At 29.3% G+C, this 18,396-nt stretch carries 15 protein-coding genes; 14 read left to right on the top strand and 1 reads right to left on the bottom strand.

The annotated features are described in order from the left end of the window. Positions 1 to 90: 90 nt before the first annotated feature. The 9 genes from VJI77_RS07275 to VJI77_RS07235 all read left to right on the top strand — a co-directional run bounded on the left by VJI77_RS07275 (position 91) and on the right by VJI77_RS07235 (position 10,129). Positions 91 to 2,100: a hypothetical protein gene (locus VJI77_RS07275; RefSeq protein WP_323988917.1), complete on the top strand. Its 2,010-nt coding sequence runs from the start codon at positions 91 to 93 to the stop codon at positions 2,098 to 2,100. A 125-nt stretch (positions 2,101 to 2,225) separates the two neighbouring features. Then, positions 2,226 to 2,516 (top strand): hypothetical protein, encoded by a 291-nt coding sequence (locus VJI77_RS07270; RefSeq protein ID WP_323988916.1) that lies wholly within the window; start codon positions 2,226 to 2,228, stop codon positions 2,514 to 2,516. 101 nt (positions 2,517 to 2,617) lie between these two features. Further along, complete coding sequence (locus tag VJI77_RS07265; protein ID WP_323988915.1) at positions 2,618 to 3,691, top strand: acyltransferase family protein; 1,074 nt, start codon at positions 2,618 to 2,620, stop codon at positions 3,689 to 3,691. 83 nt (positions 3,692 to 3,774) lie between these two features. Next, positions 3,775 to 4,563, top strand: coding sequence for an MBL fold metallo-hydrolase (locus tag VJI77_RS07260; RefSeq protein WP_323988914.1), 789 nt, complete (start codon positions 3,775 to 3,777; stop codon positions 4,561 to 4,563). A gap of 1 nt (position 4,564) precedes the next feature. Next, positions 4,565 to 5,047, top strand: coding sequence for a 23S rRNA (pseudouridine(1915)-N(3))-methyltransferase RlmH (rlmH, locus tag VJI77_RS07255; RefSeq protein ID WP_293440216.1), 483 nt, complete (start codon positions 4,565 to 4,567; stop codon positions 5,045 to 5,047). Positions 5,048 to 5,054: 7 nt separating this feature from the next. Beyond that, positions 5,055 to 5,972 carry a tRNA 2-thiocytidine biosynthesis TtcA family protein gene (locus VJI77_RS07250; RefSeq protein ID WP_323988913.1) on the top strand — a complete coding sequence of 306 codons (918 nt, stop codon included), beginning with the start codon at positions 5,055 to 5,057 and terminating at the stop codon, positions 5,970 to 5,972. 1,105 nt (positions 5,973 to 7,077) lie between these two features. Beyond that, on the top strand, positions 7,078 to 7,389 hold the full coding sequence (locus VJI77_RS07245) for a PadR family transcriptional regulator (protein WP_009354874.1): 312 nt from the start codon (positions 7,078 to 7,080) through the stop codon (positions 7,387 to 7,389). After that, the gene (locus VJI77_RS07240) at positions 7,382 to 8,683 is read left to right on the top strand and encodes an HAAS signaling domain-containing protein (protein WP_323988912.1); all 1,302 of its coding nucleotides are present in this window, start codon (positions 7,382 to 7,384) and stop codon (positions 8,681 to 8,683) included. Before VJI77_RS07245 ends, VJI77_RS07240 begins: the two co-directional genes overlap by 8 nt. A 72-nt stretch (positions 8,684 to 8,755) precedes the next feature. Beyond that, a complete protein-coding gene (locus tag VJI77_RS07235; protein WP_323988911.1) occupies positions 8,756 to 10,129 on the top strand; it encodes an aminopeptidase in 1,374 nt (457 codons plus the stop codon). A gap of 162 nt (positions 10,130 to 10,291) precedes the next feature. Here VJI77_RS07235 and VJI77_RS07230 read toward each other — a convergent pair whose 3' ends face one another. Further along, on the bottom strand, positions 10,292 to 11,167 hold the full coding sequence (locus VJI77_RS07230) for a 5'-nucleotidase, lipoprotein e(P4) family (RefSeq protein ID WP_313961577.1): 876 nt from the start codon (positions 11,165 to 11,167) through the stop codon (positions 10,292 to 10,294). Between the two features lie 401 nt (positions 11,168 to 11,568). On the opposite strand from VJI77_RS07230, the gene adhP reads away from it, so the two are divergent. The 5 genes from adhP (at position 11,569) to VJI77_RS07205 (ending at position 18,394) form a co-directional block, all read left to right on the top strand. Then, positions 11,569 to 12,582, top strand: a complete 1,014-nt coding sequence (gene adhP / locus VJI77_RS07225; RefSeq protein ID WP_323988910.1) for an alcohol dehydrogenase AdhP — start codon at positions 11,569 to 11,571, stop codon at positions 12,580 to 12,582. 377 nt (positions 12,583 to 12,959) lie between these two features. After that, a complete protein-coding gene (gene pflB, locus VJI77_RS07220) occupies positions 12,960 to 15,206 on the top strand; it encodes a formate C-acetyltransferase (RefSeq protein WP_323988909.1) in 2,247 nt (748 codons plus the stop codon). 90 nt (positions 15,207 to 15,296) lie between these two features. Then, the gene (gene pflA, locus VJI77_RS07215; RefSeq protein WP_323988908.1) at positions 15,297 to 16,025 is read left to right on the top strand and encodes a pyruvate formate-lyase-activating protein; all 729 of its coding nucleotides are present in this window, start codon (positions 15,297 to 15,299) and stop codon (positions 16,023 to 16,025) included. Positions 16,026 to 16,251: 226 nt separating this feature from the next. Then, the gene (gene cpsA, locus VJI77_RS07210; protein WP_323988937.1) at positions 16,252 to 17,709 is read left to right on the top strand and encodes an LCP family glycopolymer transferase CpsA; all 1,458 of its coding nucleotides are present in this window, start codon (positions 16,252 to 16,254) and stop codon (positions 17,707 to 17,709) included. Positions 17,710 to 17,725: 16 nt separating this feature from the next. Further along, positions 17,726 to 18,394, top strand: coding sequence for a Wzz/FepE/Etk N-terminal domain-containing protein (locus VJI77_RS07205; protein WP_009354758.1), 669 nt, complete (start codon positions 17,726 to 17,728; stop codon positions 18,392 to 18,394). Positions 18,395 to 18,396 lie beyond the last annotated feature (2 nt).

Below are 18,396 nucleotides of genomic sequence, written 5' to 3'. Positions count from 1 at the left end.
TCATTTTTTATAAAAATAATTTTCATTTGACATTTTTATTTAACTATTATATAATGACTGGTAGATTGATTATATTTTTAGGAGGATGAAATGAAAGCATTAAAAAAAATATCTTTAATGGTTTTTTCTCTGTTATTAGTTTTTGTTTTTGGATGTAATAATAAACTTTTTGCTGAAAATATAAATGATAATGGGAAAAAATTAGTTTATGTAGAAAATATTTTTTATGATGAAAATGGAAAATCTGCAAATGGATGGTATAATGACGGAAAAGAAATGTACTTTTTCCAAAATGGAAAGAAATTTACTGGTTTTACAAAGGATAAAGGTGAATCTAAATATTTTGTAAATGGAAAGTATGGAACTGGTATTTACAAAGATGTTCTTTATAAAAATGGAGTAAAATCAAAAGGAAGAGTTTATGTGGATGGAATTTTCTATGGAGATGATTCAAAGCCAGCGAACTGGTGGTACAACGACGGAAATGCATGGTATTTTTTTAAAAATGGTAAAAAGCATACAGGACTTGCAAAAGATGGAAATGGCGAGATGCAATTTGTAAATGGAAAATATGCAAATTGTTATATAGATAAAATTTTATATAGAGAAGGAAAGCCAGCGAACTGGTGGTATGATGATGGATCTGCTTGGTATTTCTTTAAAGATGGAAAAAAATTTACAGGTATTGAAAAAGATGCAAGTGGCTATAAATATTTCGTTAAAGGAAAATATGGAAGCGGAATTTATAAGGACATTTTGTATAAAGATGGAGTAAAGTCATCAGGAAGAGTTTATGTTGGAGACTTATTCTATGGAGATGATGCAATGCCTGCAAACTGGTGGTACAATGATGGAAGTGCATGGTATTTCTTTAAAGATGGTAAAAAGTACACAGGACTTGCAAAAGATGGAAATGGCGAAATGCAGTTTATAAATGGTAAATATGCAAATTGTTACATAGATAAAAACTTTTATAAAGAAGGAAAGCTAGCAAACTGGTGGTGTGATGACGGAAATGCATGGTATTTTTTCCAAAACGGTAAGAAACATACAGGATATGGAATTGATGATAATGGAAAAAGATATTTTGTAGATGGAAAATATGCCAACGGGAAATATGATGGAATAATATATAAAGATGGTTTAAAGTCTAAAGGGCAAACTTACATAAATGAAATATTCTATGATGAAAATTTAAAGCCAGCAAACTGGTGGTATGATGATGGAAGTTCATGGTATTTCTTTAAAGATGGTAAAAAGCATACAGGCCTTGCAAAAGATGGAAATGGCGAAATGCAATTTGTAAATGGTAAATATGCAAATTGTTATATAGATAAAATCTTTTACAGAGAAGGTAAAGTTGCTGATTGGTGGTGTGACGATGGAACAGCTTGGTTTTTCTTTAAAGATGGCAAGAAATTTACAGGATATGGAATAGATGGAAACGGTAAAAGATATTTTATAAATGGAAAATATGCCAATGGAATATATGAAGAAAAATTGTATAAAGATGGTCTAGAGTCAGAAGGAAAAACTTATATAAACGAAATTTTTTATGATGGAAATAAACTTCCTGCAAATGGTTGGTATGATGATGGATATGATTGGTTCTTCTTCAAAGATGGTAAAAAACATACAGGAAAAGCTGTTGATGGTAACGGCGAAATGGATTTTGTAGAAGGAAAATATAAAAGTTATAGAAATTATTATATGGCTTCAAAAGAAGTTCAGATGAGAATTTTAAATGCAGCATATAATACAAGTTCTCCAGGTAGAAATTTATGTGCTAAATGGGTTTCAAGAGTTTATCAAAATGCAGGACTAGGATATTTAGGTGGAAATGCTAATGAATTGTATAGAAAATATACTTTTACTTCAGATATTTCCAAACTAAAAGTAGGAATGATTGTAGCTGTTGAAAGTAGCAGTAGTGGAAGTTGGATGGGACGTAAGTATGGACATGCTGGAATATATATTGGTGATGGAAAAGTAATGGAAAGTATTGGTTATAAAAGAATTGTTACTTTGGAATATTGGATTGAAACTTATTGTAAACATCATCCAGTAGGATTTGGCTATCCACCGTCAGTAGAAAAATAAAAATTTATTTATAAAAGTCATCTTGATCTAAGATGACTTTTTGTATAAAAAATGTTATTTTGACATTTTTGTTGAACTATTATATAATTTCTGATAGATTAGTTTTATTTTTTTAGGAGGAGTAAGTGAAAATATTTAAAAAGAAATTCTTAATGTTTTTTTCTTTATTATTAATCCTTAATTTAGGCTTTTGTAATCTACTTGTTGCCGAAAATTCAAGTGGTAAGGTAAAGAAATTAACTTATGTAGAAAATATATTTTATGATGAAAATGGAAAACCGGCAAACTGGTGGTACGATAGCGGAACAGCAAGGTTTTTCTTTAAAGATGGTAAAAAACATACGGGAATAGCAAAAGATGAAAATGGTAAGATATATTTTGAAAGAAAATATAAAGTTAGTAACTTTGCTGTTTAAAAATGGTTTACTAGAGAGATGATATGCAAAAAAAGTTGATGTTGTTGGGAAATTAATTTTAATAAGTTTTGATTGTCATTGAATATGGTGAGGTAGAAATTTTGATAAAGAATCCGAAAATGAAAGACAGAAATTATGGAATTGACTTGCTTAGAATTGTTACAATGTTTATGATTGTAAATTTACATGTTTTTTGGTATGGTGGAATTTTAAGAAGTGAGAATCTATATTTCTTAAGTGCAAAATACAATATTGTATGGATTTTAGAGATAATTTGTTATGTGGCTGTGAACTGTTATGCCTTAATTTCAGGTTTTGTAGGAATAGAATCCAGATACAAATATTCTAATATAGTTTTATTATGGGTAAGAGTTGTTTTTTATTCTATTTCTCTTTACTTGATTGGCTGTATTTTTGGAATTGTAGATTTTAATTTTAAAACTCTTGTAACATTTTGTTTTCCAGTTGTAAATTCAAAATATTGGTATTTTACAGCATATTTTTGTCTGTTCTTCTTTATGCCAATATTAAATTCGGCATTAGAAAATATGGAATACAAGCTTCTTAGAAACTCAATTATTATGATTATAATTATAATTTCTGTACTACCTTTTATTTATGCAGGGGACATTTTCCTTACAAGAAATGGTTCAAGTTTTGTGTGGCTAATGGTATTATACTTAATTGGTGGATTTATCAAAAAATACAATTTGCATAATAAGTTTTCTAATAGTTCTATGATTATTCTATTTGCTTTTTGTATTATTCTAGAATTAGCAAGTGCATATTTGACAAGTTATTTAGATTTAAAAGGAGTTACAGATTTTAAATTTACATTAATCTCCTACACATCTTCTACTATGCTTCTATCGGGAATATCCTTACTAATAATATTTTCAAAGTTGAAAGTAAAATCGTGGAGAAAAATAATTGCATTTCTTTCGCCACTATGTTTTTCAGTTTATTTAATTCATGAACATGAAGTGTTTAGCAAAAGATTTATTGTTGGAAAATCTACAACATTTTTAAACTATTCAACTTTAAAAATGCTACTTTATATAATAATAACAGATATTGCAATATTTGTAGGATGTATATTTATTGATTATTTTAGAGAAAAATTATTTAAAAAATTAGAATTAAAAAAGAGATTAAGTTTTATTGATAAAAATTAGGTGAAAGCCTAATTTTTTTATGTAAAATTTTGGATTTTTTGTCAAAAATATGATAAAATAAAGCTTGTACGAATGGAGGAAATATGGGTTTAAGATTTTGTCCGCTTTTTAGTGGAAGTGATGGGAATTGTTGCTTTTTAGAAGTTGATAATAAAAGATATTTAATAGATGCAGGTTTTAGTGGGAAGAAAATTGAATGTAATTTAAAACAATTGGGAGTTGATCCAAGCACGATTGATTTAATTTTTTTAACTCATGAACATATTGATCATATAAGAGGGGCAGGAGTGCTTTCCAGACGTTATGATATCAAGATTTGCAGTAATGTTGAAACACTAAAGGCTGGAGCATCCAAACTAGGTAAAATTAAAGATGAAAATATTGTTGTTATCGGCACTGAAAAGAAACACAGATTTTCTCTTTTTGATTTATATACCTTGGAAATTTCTCACGATTGTGCGAGAGGAATGGGCTTTGTTTTTAATACGGATTATGGGAAAGTCAGCCTTTTAACTGATACGGGAATTATTACAAACCACATGAAAGAAAAGATTAAGGGTTCAAAGATTTTTTATTTTGAGGCAAATCACGACTTAGAAATGCTTAAAAACGGACCTTATGACTACAATTTAAAACAGAGAATTTTGGGGGATTTCGGTCATATTTCAAATGTTACAAGTGGAAATGTACTCTCCGAAGTTGTAACTGACAAATGCAAAAAGGTATATCTTGGACATTTAAGTGAAACAAATAATGAAGAAAAACTAGCTTATGACGAAGTTTTTGGAATTTTAAATAAAGAAAATGTAATACAATATACGAATTTAGAAGTTGCAAAGAGATTTGACAACAGCAGTATAACGGAAGTGTAATATGAATATAAAAATTTTATGTGTAGGAAAACTATCTGAAAAATTTTTTAAAGATGCTTGTGATGAGTATAAAAAGAGAATTTCAGCTTTTTCAAAAATTGAAATAATTGAAATTCCTGAAGAAAAAATTTTGACACAAACTCCAAGTAAATTGGAAATTGAAAATGTATTAAAAAAAGAAGAGGGAAGAATTTTAAATAAAATTTCAGACTCCGATTTTGTAATTACCCTTGAAATTTTAGGAAAATCAATAGGCAGTGAAGACTTTTCAAAATTTTTAGAAGAAAAAATGAATGACGGAAATTCAAAATTTATATTCGTAATCGGTGGAAGTTTCGGACTTGGAGATGAAATAAAGAAAAGAAGCAATTTCAAACTTTCTTTTTCAAAATTTACACTCCCACATCAACTATTTAGAGTTGTTTTATTAGAACAAATCTACAGAGCTTTTAAAATTATGAATAATCAAATATATCATAAATAGGAGAAATATGGAAAATAAGGAAATAAAAGATATAATGGAAAATAGAGAAAATAACTTACAGGCGACTTGTCCTGTTCTTTTTCCTGAAAATGAAAGAGCCGAGCTTAAAGATATTGAAAGGTCGCTGATAAAAAGATATAGAAAACATATCTGGTCTAAATTTGTAAAGGCGATTAAGGAATACAATTTAATAGAAGACGGAGATAAGATTGCAGTTGCAATTTCAGGTGGAAAAGACAGCTTGATTATGGCAAAACTTTTTCAAGAGCTTAAAAAGAACGGAAAAGATAATTTTGAACTTGAATTTATTGCGATGGATCCGGGTTATCATCCGTCCATAAAAGAGTTACTTTTAGAAAATGCTAAATATCTTGAAATTCCTCTTACATATTATCCTGCAGATATTTTTGCAGTTGCAGACAAAATTGCAGGAGATTATCCTTGCTATATGTGTGCAAGAATGAGAAGGGGTTCACTCTATGCAAAAGCTAAAGAACTTGGATGTAACAAATTGGCATTAGGTCATCATTTTAATGATGTCATTGAAACTACAATGCTTAACTTATTATGTGCTGGAAGTTTTAAGACAATGCCACCTAAACTAAAGGCGAAAAACTTTGAAGATATGGAAATAATAAGACCGTTATATCTTATAGAAGAAGAATATATAATAAGGTGGATGAAGTCAACAGGACTTATGCCTTTAAATTGTGCTTGTATGGTTGCAGCTAAAAAAATTGGAAACAAAAGATATCAAATAAAGGATTTAATCGAAAACTTGAAAAAAGACTTTAAAAATGTCGATAGCTCAATTTTTAGAGCAGCCGAAAATGTAAACATAAATTTACTATTAGGCTATGAAATAAATGGACATAAAGTTGATTTCAATGAGAAATACGAAAAGGACAATCCATTTTATGATTAATTAAATATAAAAAATTTAAACAGTGAATTTATCAATTTGCTGTTTTTTTTGTGGGATAAAATAGTTCACGTCATATTACTTTGCAAAGAAAAGCCCCCAACACGTCATCTCGACCGAAATGAGTGAAGCGAATGAAGTGGAGAGATCTCAACTATTGCTTGGTTACAAGCAATAGTATTTCTGAAAGAAATCTAAAAAGAATTAGAAATTAGTTTTTTATTAAATTTGAAAATCAAATCGCTATTATAAGATTTTTTGTTTCTGTAATATATGTATCTACAATACATTCACTTTTGTTTGCACAAAAGTGTGAGATCTCTAGAGTAATTGTATCTGATGATACAATTACCCCGTCAGACCTACTTTTGTTTACAAGTAAACAAAGTTAGGGCTAGATTCATTCCACTACGTTCCAGTCGAGATGACGTATAAGGGGAAAGACGTTGTTTTAAAGCTAGACGTTAATGGGAAATAAACTTAAAATAATATTAAAAAAATTTAACTATTTATTTTACTTTGTTTTACTCAAAATAACGTGTAAGGAAAATAAAGTGGGTTAAGAAATAGACGTTAGTAGTAAATAAGTTTCAAAAATCTATAAAAATAATATTGAAAAAAATAAAAATTAGTTGAAATTATATAGAAATAAAATAGTTTACGTCATATTACTTTGCAAAGAAAAGCTCCAAACACGTCATCTCGACCGAAATGAGTGAAGCGAATGAAGTGGAGAGATCTCAACTATTGCTTGTTTACAAGCAATAGTATTTCTGAAGGAATCATAAAAGAACTAAAAAATATTTTTTATTAAATTTTAAAGTCAAATTAATTACTATAAGATTTTTTGTTTCTGTAATATATGTATCTACGATACATTCACTTTTGTTTTCAACAAAAGTGTGAGATCTCTCGACTACGCTCGAGATGACGTATAAGGAGAATAACTTTGTTTAGTGGCTAGACGTAAAAAGGAAATAAAGGTCAAAAGATTTCAAAAATTTTTTAGAAACTGCAAAACCAAAAATCTTTAAAAACGTATTGACTTTATATACTATACGTTATATAATATAAGTAAGTTAATAATAATTGATAGAAAGGAGTAGTTATGTTTTCAATTCAAGGAGAAATTTTAGACTTTTGTGTTCTTGCGATTGTTAATCGAAGTGATACTTACGGTTATGAAATTACTCAGAAACTAATGGCTACCATTGAAATTTCAGAGTCAACTCTATATCCGGTTTTAAGAAGACTTTTAAAAAATGGTCTTTTGGATAGTTATGATGTTGCTTTTGACGGTAGAAATAGAAGATATTATCGAATAACTGCAGCAGGACGAGATGTTTTAAATTTTAATAAGAAGAAGTGGAATTTATATGTTGAACAAGTAAATCAAATTGTTGGAGGTAATGATGAATAGAAGAACTTTTATGCGAAAACTTATGTCTTATCTGAAAAATATTTCGAGTACAGAAAGACAAAATGTAGAAAATTTTTATAATGAAATGTTTGATGAACAAGGAATTGGTCTTGATGATGAAGTCCCTGAAAGCTTTGGAAATCCAAGAAAAATTGCAATGGAAATTTTAGCAGAAGATATTGAGATAGAAGAAGAGAGAAATGAAAGAAGTGGAGATAAAAAGGGAAGTTTTTGGAAAAAAATGGCTCTTGTTATAAAAAAATTATCTCTTGTTTTACTTGGAATTTTATCACTTCCATTCTTTCCAATATTTCCATTCCTAGTTCCAATTTTTGCAATTGCTGGTGTTTTCTTTGCGGTTTGGATTGTGTTTTCCGTTATAGGATTAATAATTTCTTTAATTACTTTGCCGTTTTCTATTATTTTTAAACCAGAATTAATTATTACTTGGGGTGGAAGATTATTATTATTTATCATTTTATTATATGTTTTTGGATGGCTTATAAAATGGTTATATAGAATGTTGGTTAAAGATATTTCTAAAAACCCTGGTAAATATACTAAAAAATATGCTAGAGTTCATTATCAATCTAATGATGATGAGGATTATGAAATTTATGAGGAGGAAGATATGGATAACTCAAATATAAATATTGATTCTTTTTTTGAAGATATTGATGAAATAGAAATTGATTTTAGTGCTTTAAGTGCAAAATTTGAAGTAAGTGATGATAAAACAGTAAGAGTGAAGTCAAGAAATTTAAAAAGTACTAAATTGTATTGTGAAAAATCTCAAAATAAATTGAAAATTTATAATAAGGGTTTAGTTGGTCATCTTGATGATAAAGGAATTATAATTGATGGTGATTTTATTAAAGATTCTTCTCTTACAATTTATGTTCCTGAAAATGTTTCAATTAGAGGGGAAATAAGTGCTTCAAGTGTTAAGATGAAAGACTTAGAACTTAAAGATTTTAAATTGGAAATAGATGCGGGAAATGCAACTTTAAAAAATCTAGAAGTTAAAAACTTTGAGGTGGATGTTAATGCTGGAAATATCAAAGGAGATGTTGAATATCAAGATATGTTCGAACTTGATGTTCAAGCTGGAAATGCTACACTTGATGTTGATAAATTGTATGGAGAAATAGAATACGAATACAATGTAGAAATGGGAAGCTTACGAATTTTTGGAGAATCCTTTGCCGGATTTGATAAAAATGGAAGAAAAAACAGAGCTTCTGATGTTAATATGAAGATTAATTGTGAAGCAGGAAAAGTTACCATAAATTAAGTTAATAATTTACTTGTTACCTTAATTATGTTATAATGGTCTTGTAAAATATTTTATATTAGGAGGAAGGTTATGACTAACAAGAGTGCATGGTTACAAATTGAAGATGCAGAAAAAAATTTAGTTTTTGATTTCTGTGAAGACTATAAAAAGTTTTTGACAGTTGCAAAGACAGAAAGACTTGCTTGTGCAGAAATTATTCGCCAAGCAAAAGAAAAAGGCTTTAGAGATTTAGAAGAACTTTACAAAACAGGAGAAAAATTCAAAGCTGGAGATAAATTTTATCTAAATCATAAAAATAAGTCAGTTGCTCTTTTTGTAATGGGAACTGAACCTTTAGAAAATGGACTAAATATCGTTGGGGCGCATATTGACAGTCCACGTTTAGATGTTAAACAAAATCCTTTGTATGAAGCGAATAATTTAACAAAAATGAAAACTCATTATTATGGTGGAGTTAAATTATATCAATATGCAACAATTCCTTTAGCAATTCATGGAGTTGTTTACAATTCTGCTGGAGAAAAGATTGATATTCACATTGGTGAAGATAAAGACGATCCAGTATTTTGTGTAACAGATTTATTGATTCACTTATCAAAAAATCAATTAGCAAAAACAGCTCGTGAAGCATTAGTTGGAGAACAAATGAATATTCTAATGGGTAATATGCCTTTAAAGGATACTGAAAAAGATGCTGTTAAAGAAAATGTTCTAAAATTAATAAAAGAAAAATATAATTTTGAAGAAGAAGATTTCAAAATTGCTGAATTAGAAATTGTACCAGCAGGAGAAGCTAGAGATTTAGGACTTGATAGATCAATGGTTTTAAGCTATGGTCAAGATGATAGAGTATGTGCTTTTACAACAATGCGTGCTATTTTTGAAATTGAAAATCCAAAGAGAACAGCTTGTGGATTATTCATGGATAAAGAAGAAATAGGTTCAATGGGTAATACAGGAATGGCATCATATTTCTGGGAAAATACAATGACTGAACTTGTAAATCTTGAAGGAGAATTTTGCCAATTAAAAGTTAATCGTTCATTAAAGAATTCTAAAGTATTATCTGCAGACGTTGCAGCAGGTTTTGATCCTGACTTTGCGGATGCTAGTGAACAAATGAACTCTGCATATATCGGTTCAGGTATTTCAATTTGTAAATATACTGGAAGCGGTGGAAAATTCGGATCAAGTGATGCAAATGCTGAATTTTTAGCAGAAGTTAGAAAAGTATTTAAAGAAAACAAAGTTGTATGGCAAACTTCAGAACTTGGTAAAGTTGACCAAGGTGGTGGCGGAACAATCGCATTACTTCTTGCAAAATATGGTGCAGAAGTTTTAGATGCAGGTCCTGCTACATTGAGTATGCACTCACCTTATGAAGTTACAAGTAAAATAGATGTTTATATGAGTTATAAAGCATATAAGGCATTTATGTTATAAGATTTAATATAAAAACAAACCCACCTGAAAGATGTTAAACATCAAGCGGGTGGGTTTTTGTTGTAAAATAATCTACTTCTTAATTATTTATGAAATAAATCAAAAGTAGCTAGTTTTAATTTGTAAAATTGTAATTTGATTTTAAAAATTTTAATTTAATTTCTATTTATAGTCTTCAACTGTATTTTTTTCAACATTAAATATTTTTAGAGCTGATTTTCTAAGTTTATCTTTTTCTTCATCAGACTTTTTAAAATCATTATTATATAGAGTACCTTCCCAACTTCCATACATTGGATTTGGTAACATTATATATTTATCTCCCCATTCTTTTGCATGATCTTTAACGAATTTATCTCTTCCTGCTAATGAGCTGTCTTCAGGAGTTGCAAAGTCAAGCAAATTATCTCCAACTAACATAACTATCTTATGAGTTTCTTCAACTTTTTTACGTCTTCCATCTTTACCTTTTTCTCCCTTAGGTCTTAACATCAAGTTATCATCGGATTGTAGAGGAAGCTCTTTTTCTAAGAGATTTTTCTTAGTAGCTTCAAATTCAGTTTCTGCATTTCTATCTGTTACATAATAAATTCCAACGCCATTTTTATTTGCAAAATCTAAAAATTCTTTTGCTCCATAAACAACTTCGGCTTTTCCGTACATAACCCATTCATGCCATCCTTCTGGATATGATTTACCATTAGCTGCATAATAAGCTTGAATAGGTGAGTTGTCAAGAACAGTTTCATCTAAATCTAAAACAACGGCCAATTTTTCGCCTTTAGTATTGTTTTTGATTTTTTCTTCTAAAGATTTTTTTGCAGCATTATAGCCTTGAGTATAAAGTGCTTTTGCTTCAGCAGAAGTTTGATACCAAGCAACAGCCATTAAACCCTGATTAGGCAGATTGACATTATCTTTTTTCTCTTGAGTTTCAGTTTGTTGTTTAGGTGTTTCTGCTTCCTTTTTAGCAGGTGCAGAACAAGCACTTAATAATAACAGCATAGCTAGTAATAAACTAGATTTTTTCTTAAACATAATATCCTCCTAAATTTATTACAATCTTACAAAACTATTATATCATAACATATTTTTTATAATCAATATATTTTCACATATAAAAAGCTAAAGAATAGGAATTAACTTTACTCCAAAAAACTAAGAATTAAATAATATTTAAAAATTTATTTATATTATTAGCAAAAAAATTTATTAACTAGATTAGATTGAACAAAAAATTAAAATATATTTTTACTTAATGACGTTATTTGTTAAAAATATCAATAACACGATAAACCAAAACATTTTTAAAATATTTTGTTAAAAGTTGTTGACATCATTTATTAATAGAGTTATAATATGGCTGTAAAAAGATAATTTTAAAAATCAAGATTTTTTAAAATTACAAAAATATAATAATTATTTTAAGGAGGTTTTTTATGAAAGCTGTAGTTGTTAATAAAGAAGGAACTTGGGTTGAATTAGTTGAAAGAGATATAAGAAAACCAGGTTATGGAGAAGCGTTAATAGATGTTGAATACTGTGGAGTTTGCCATACTGACTTGCATGTTGCAAAGGGAGATTTTGGAAAAGTTCCAGGTCGTGTTCTTGGACATGAAGGTATCGGTATTGTAAAAGAACTTGGAGAAGGTGTTAAATCTTTAAAAGTTGGAGATAGAGTAAGCGTTGCTTGGTTCTATGAAGGCTGTGGTTGTTGTGAATACTGTAATACAGGAAGAGAAACTCTTTGTAGAACTGTTAAAAATGCAGGATATTCCGTTGATGGTGCAATGGCAACTCAATGTATTGTAACTGCTGATTATGCAGTTAAAGTACCTGACGGATTGGATCCGGCTCAAGCAAGTAGTATTACTTGTGCAGGTGTTACTTGTTATGCGGCAATTAAAGCAGCAAAACTAAGACCGGGTCAATGGATTGCACTATACGGAGCAGGCGGACTTGGAAACTTGGCTGTTCAATATGCAAAGAAAGTTTTTAATGCTCACGTTGTAGCTGTTGATATAAATGACGATAAACTTGCTCTTGCAAAAGAATGCGGTGCAGATATTGTTATAAACGGACTTAAAGAAAATCCTGTTGAAGTGATTAAAGAAAAAACAGGTGGTTGTCATTCATCAGTTGTTACCGCTGTTTCAAAAGTTGCTTTCAACCAAGCTATTGATTCAGTAAGAGCTGGTGGAATAGTTGTAGCTGTTGGATTACCATCAGAAACAATGGATGTATCTATAGTTAAAACTGTTCTTGACGGAATTGAAATTATTGGTTCACTTGTAGGAACAAGAAAAGATTTGGAAGAAGCGTTCCAATTCGGTGCAGAAGGAATGGTTGTTCCGGTTGTTAAAAAACGTCCAATAGAAGATGCCCCTGCTATTTTCAAAGAAATGGAAGACGGAGTTATTACAGGTCGTATGGTTATAGATATGAAAATGTAAGATATGTAAATTTATAAAGGGGCTTAAGCCCCTTTTTTGTTAAATAAAATATTATTGATGATGTTTATGTAATTTTTAGTATTATGATGCTACCAAAAAAATTTTTAAACTAAAAAACTTTATAGTAATGTTGTAAATTTGTTAAAAATATTAATATCTTTGCAAGTAATATGAAAACGATACATAAAAGTAATCAATTCTACTTTGTAGTAATTTAAATATATTTACACAATGTAAAATAAACTTGAAAATTTTGTGAAAATGTTTGAAAAATTATCTTTTTGTGATTACAATCACAGACGGAAGATTTAGTTGGGTATATACTATATATATAGTAAATAAATTACATAATGAATATAAATATAGGAGATGATTTTATGGACGCATGGAGAGGTTTTAAAAAAGGTAATTGGAGTGAAAATATTGATACTAGAGATTTCATTCAATTAAATTATACACCTTATGAAGGAGATGAAAGTTTCTTAGCAGAACCAACTGAAAGAACTAAGAACTTATGGAAAAAAGCTGAAGACTTAATCTTAGAAGAAGTTAGAACAAAGACTGTAAAAGTTGATACTACAAGAGTTTCAGGAATTAATAATTTTCCTGCTGGATATTTAGATAAAGAAAATGAATTGATTGTAGGTTTCCAAACTGATGAACCAATGAAGAGAATCGTAAATCCTTATGGCGGATACAGAATGGTTACAAATTCTTTAGATGCTTATGGATTAAAGATGGATCCAACAATTGAAAAATATTTCAATGAATTTAGAAAAACTCATAATCAAGGTGTTTTTGACGCTTATACTTCTCAAATGAGAAAAGCTAGAACTGTTGGCCTTTTAACAGGTCTTCCAGATGCTTATGGTCGTGGAAGAATTATAGGAGATTACAGAAGAGTTGCCCTTTATGGAATTGATAGATTAAGAGAAGATAAATTAAATGAATTTAGAAAATTAGAAAGCGAATTAGCTTCAGAAGAAATTATCAGACTTAGAGAAGAACTTTCTGAACAATACAGAGCTTTAGATGAAATGAAGAAAATGGCTTTGGAATATGGATATGATATTTCTGTTCCGGCTACAAATGCTAAAGAAGCTATTCAATGGTTATACTTTGCTTATTTAGCAGCGGTTAAAGAAAATAACGGAGCTGCAATGAGCCTTGGTAGAAATGGTGCATTCTTAGATATCTACATCAAGAGAGATATTGACGAAGGAACTTTAACAGAAAGTGAAGCTCAAGAATTAATCGACCAATTCGTAATGAAACTTAGAATGATGAGACATTTAAGAACTCCTGAATATGATGATTTATTCGCTGGAGATCCTACTTGGGTTACTGAATCTCTAGGTGGTATGGGTCTTGATGGAAGAACACTAGTTACTAAGACTGCTTTTAGAATTTTACACACTTTAACTAATTTAGATTCTTCACCAGAACCAAATATGACTGTTCTTTGGAGTTTAGATTTACCAGAAGCTTGGAAAAATTATTGTTCAAAAATGAGTATTCAAACAGGTTCATTACAATATGAAAATGATGATGCAATGAGACCAGTTCACGGAGATGACTATGCAATTGCTTGTTGTGTATCTTCAATGGTAATTGGTAAACAAATGCAATTCTTTGGAGCTAGAGCAAATCTTGCAAAATCACTTCTTTACGCTATTAACGGTGGCGTTGATGAAATGAAGAGAGCAAAAGATGGTTCTTTAATCAAAGTTTTAGATGGTATTGAACCAATTAAAGATGAAGTTTTAGATTTTGACAAAGTTTATGCTAATTACAAATTAGTTTTAGAAAAAGTTGCAAAACTTTATGTAAATACAATGAATACAATTCACTATATGCATGATAAATATGCTTATGAAGCTGGACAAATGGCTCTACATGATACTTTTGTTCACAGATATATGGCATTTGGTGTAGCTGGTATTTCAATCGTAGCTGACTCATTAAGTGCAATTAAATACGCAAAAGTTAAACCAATCAGAGATGAAAATGGATTAGCTATTGACTTCGAAATTGAAGGAGATTTTCCAACTTACGGAAATGATGATGACAGAGTTGACTCAATAGGAGTAGAAGTTATCGAAGGATTTATGGAAGAACTTAGAAAAACTCCTACTTACAGAAATTCTGAACACACACTTTCAATCTTAACTATAACTTCAAATGTAGTTTATGGTAAAAAGACAGGAACAACTCCTGACGGAAGAAAGAAAGGCGAACCATTCGCACCAGGAGCTAACCCAATGCATGGAAGAGATAAGACAGGTGCAATTGCATCACTTAACTCAGTTGCAAAAATTCCTTTTGCAGGGTGTTGTCAAGACGGTATTTCTAATACATTCTCAATAGTTCCAACAGCTTTAGGAAAGAGTGAAGATGAAAGAAAAGTTAATTTAACAAACTTAATGGACGGTTATTTTGAACAATTAGCATTCCATTTGAATGTTAATGTACTTGATAGAGCAACTTTAATGGATGCTTATGATCATCCAGAAAAATATCCAAACTTAACAATTCGTGTTTCTGGATATGCAGTTAGATTTAACAGATTAACTAAAGAACAACAAATGGAAGTAATTCATAGAACTTTCCATGAAAGTCGTTAAGAAGTTGCAAAGTAAATGATAAAATAAACAAAGCAGGTTGTCCTGCTTTGTTTTTTCTACATTTTTTTAAAATAATTAAAAGGTGATTTTATGGTAATAGGCAGGTTGCATTCAATTGAAACAATGGGGCTTGTTGACGGACCAGGCATAAGAACAATTTTCTTTTTACAAGGTTGTCCTCTTAGATGTCTTTACTGTCATAACCCAGATACTCAAGCGTTGCAAGGCGGTACGGAGATAACGCCTGATTTTGTGCTGTCTAAAGCCAAAAGATATAAGACATATTATAGAGATAATGGAGGAATAACTTTTTCAGGTGGAGAGCCTCTTTTACAAGGCGAATTTCTGGCTGAAACTCTAAAATTATTAAAAGAGAATGGTTATAACACTTGTATTGACACAAGTGGTTATGGAAATGAAAAATATTTTAAAGAAATTTTAGAAAATACTGATACAATTCTTTTGGATGTAAAAAGTTTTTCAAACCAAGGCTATATAGAAATGGTAAAACAAAAAATGGATGGTTTCTATAAATTTCTAGAATATGTAGAAAAATATTTTAAAGGAAAAATTTGGTTTAGACATGTTATGGTTCCAGGTTTTACAGATAATAAGGAATCAATGGATAAGCTTATTGAAATAATCAAACCTTATCGAGATAAAATAGAAAGAGTAGAAATTTTGCCATACCATGTAATGGGTGTTGCAAAGTATAAAGAAATTGGAAGAGATTACAAACTAAAGGGTGTGCCAGCAATGAATAAGGAAAAAGCTGTTATGCTTGAAAGTTATGTAAGACATAAATTAAATTTTAACTAAGTCATCATTTTTGATGACTTTTTTTATTGTGAAATAACAAGGTTCCTGGGAACCCACTCGATGCAAAGCATCGTAGAAGGCTGGGGTTCTCATGTCTATGAATATTTATACAACATTTGATTAATTTTTATGTAAAATATATTAAAATATGTTGAAAAATTCTTAATTTTATGTTATAATAAGGTGAATTTTTATTATACATTTTTAGGAGGAATGAAAATTGGATATGCAGGCTGGGGGCAAAAGAGCTGAAGGAAAGATTCTAATGGTTATTAATTGGATCCTTTTTGCTATTTTGTCATTTTTTACGATTACAGATTTATTTATTATGTTTAAGTATAATCTGTTAAATTTCAAAAAAATTAATTATATTATTTTAGCTTTTATGGCAATTATTTTAATTTTATTATTGGTGTTAAATATAATTCGTAAAGGAAAAATATTTACTACTATTATTTCAACATTCTTTATAATAGTTACATTATTTGCATTTAATTATATGAATAAAGGACTTAACTTGTTTAATAAATTAAATGAAAATGCTAAAGTAACTGAAAATACTATGGTTGTCTTGGTTCGTGCAGATAGTGATATGAATAGTATTAACGATGTTAAAGGTAAAGTTCTTGCACCAACTGAGTTGGATAAAGAAAATATTGATAAACTAGTTAAAGAAGTTGAAGAAAAAGCAAATGTAAAGTTAAATATTCAAGATACTAAATCATATTTACAAGCATATGAAGATTTGATTTCAGGGAAATCTCAAGTTATGGTGTTAAATGCAGCTCATGGAGATTTAATAGCAAATGCTTATCCTGATTATCTTGATAAGGTAAAAAAAATATATGAATACAAAATTGTTGAAGAAGTAAAAGAAGAAAAAAAAGATAAAGAAGTTACAGGAAAAGATAGCTTCAATATATATGTAAGTGGTATAGATACTTATGGTCCAATAACTACAGTATCAAGAAGTGATGTAAATGTTCTTATTACAGTTAATAAAAAGACACATAAGATTGTTTTAACTACGACACCTAGGGATGCTTATGTAAAAATTGCTGGTGGTGGAAACAATCAATACGACAAATTGACTCACTCAGGAATTTATGGAGTAAAGGCTTCAGTTAAAACTTTAGAAAATTTATATGGAATAAATATTGAACATTATGCTAGAGTTAATTTCACAACTTTTATGAAATTAATTGACTTAGTTGGCGGAATTGATGTATATAATGACCAAGATTTTGTTTCTAGAATAGGAAATTATCACTTCCCAGTAGGGACTGTTCATCTAAATTCTGAAAAAGCATTAGGCTTTGTTCGTGAAAGATATAATCTTGCAGATGGGGATAGAGATAGAGGTAAGAATCACGAAAAAGTTATAGCTGCAATAATAAAGAAAATGACTTCAAAGGCAGCCTTAAGTAATTTTAGTTCAATTTTGGATGAGCTTTCTTCTTCAGTTCAAACTGACATGCCGGTTAGTGAAATTATGGAATTGGTAAATCAACAAATCGATTCAGGAGAAGACTTCAAAATAGAATCTCAAGCGCTTAATGGAGTTGGAAAGACAGGTTTACCATCCTATGCAATGCCAGGATATAAACTTTATATGATGGAAGTTGATAAACAAAGTTTAGAAAACTGTAAAAGTAAAATACAAAGTGTATTACAAGGAAAATAAATATTGAGAGGGAATTATGGAAAAATCATTTGTAGAAATTGATATTGATTTTGGTAAAGTGTTCAGCCAAGTTTTTCAAAAGAGATTTATAATTTTAATAACATCTTGTGCTGTTGCTCTTATGACAATCATATATCTTGGAATTATCACACCTGCTGAATATCGTATAACTTCAAAGATATATATTGTAGAAAAAGAAAATATAACAAATTATTCGAATCTTCAATACCTAAGTAGAGAAGTTAGAGAATATATGAAATCTGAAGGAATGTTAAAAGAAGTTATCGAACAAAATCAAGATAAAAAAATTGATCTTGAAGATTTAAAAGTAAAACTTCTATTATCTTCAAACGGTGGCAGAATTATTACTGCTACAATAAGAGGTACAAATGTACAAGAAATGAAAGAAATAATGGATTCCTTCATAAAAATATCTTCAAAAAAAGTTGTTTCAGACTTAAAGATATCAGAAGTAAGAGTTTTAGAAGAAAGTAGCGAACCAAAAAAAGTTGAAAGACATATTATAAAAAAATCACTTATGTACTTTTTTGCTACTGCAATAGGTTTTGTTTTGATAGAATTATTAATTAGACTTTTTGATAATAAAATCTATTCAAGAGATGACTTGAAAAATGATATTTTAGATACAGAACTTTTAGGTATTATTCCTAAGGACAATTTGTAATA

The organism is Parvimonas sp. D2 (assembly GCF_035282635.1).
Taxonomy (GTDB): Bacteria; Bacillota; Clostridia; order Tissierellales; family Peptoniphilaceae; genus Parvimonas.
This window is presented reverse-complemented; position numbering and strand designations above follow the sequence as displayed.

What these genes read in the sequence shown, in the direction of transcription:
- VJI77_RS07275 (WP_323988917.1), top strand. Translation starts at nt 91, where the DNA reads ATGAAAGCATTAAAAAAAATATCTTTAATGGTTTTTTCTCTGTTATTA.
- VJI77_RS07260 (WP_323988914.1), top strand. Translation starts at nt 3,775, where the DNA reads ATGGGTTTAAGATTTTGTCCGCTTTTTAGTGGAAGTGATGGGAATTGT.
- rlmH (WP_293440216.1), top strand. Translation starts at nt 4,565, where the DNA reads ATGAATATAAAAATTTTATGTGTAGGAAAACTATCTGAAAAATTTTTT.
- VJI77_RS07250 (WP_323988913.1), top strand. Translation starts at nt 5,055, where the DNA reads ATGGAAAATAAGGAAATAAAAGATATAATGGAAAATAGAGAAAATAAC.
- VJI77_RS07245 (WP_009354874.1), top strand. Translation starts at nt 7,078, where the DNA reads ATGTTTTCAATTCAAGGAGAAATTTTAGACTTTTGTGTTCTTGCGATT.
- VJI77_RS07240 (WP_323988912.1), top strand. Translation starts at nt 7,382, where the DNA reads ATGAATAGAAGAACTTTTATGCGAAAACTTATGTCTTATCTGAAAAAT.
- VJI77_RS07235 (WP_323988911.1), top strand. Translation starts at nt 8,756, where the DNA reads ATGACTAACAAGAGTGCATGGTTACAAATTGAAGATGCAGAAAAAAAT.
- VJI77_RS07230 (WP_313961577.1), bottom strand. Translation starts at nt 11,167, where the DNA reads ATGTTTAAGAAAAAATCTAGTTTATTACTAGCTATGCTGTTATTATTA.
- adhP (WP_323988910.1), top strand. Translation starts at nt 11,569, where the DNA reads ATGAAAGCTGTAGTTGTTAATAAAGAAGGAACTTGGGTTGAATTAGTT.
- pflB (WP_323988909.1), top strand. Translation starts at nt 12,960, where the DNA reads ATGGACGCATGGAGAGGTTTTAAAAAAGGTAATTGGAGTGAAAATATT.
- pflA (WP_323988908.1), top strand. Translation starts at nt 15,297, where the DNA reads ATGGTAATAGGCAGGTTGCATTCAATTGAAACAATGGGGCTTGTTGAC.
- cpsA (WP_323988937.1), top strand. Translation starts at nt 16,252, where the DNA reads ATGCAGGCTGGGGGCAAAAGAGCTGAAGGAAAGATTCTAATGGTTATT.
- VJI77_RS07205 (WP_009354758.1), top strand. Translation starts at nt 17,726, where the DNA reads ATGGAAAAATCATTTGTAGAAATTGATATTGATTTTGGTAAAGTGTTC.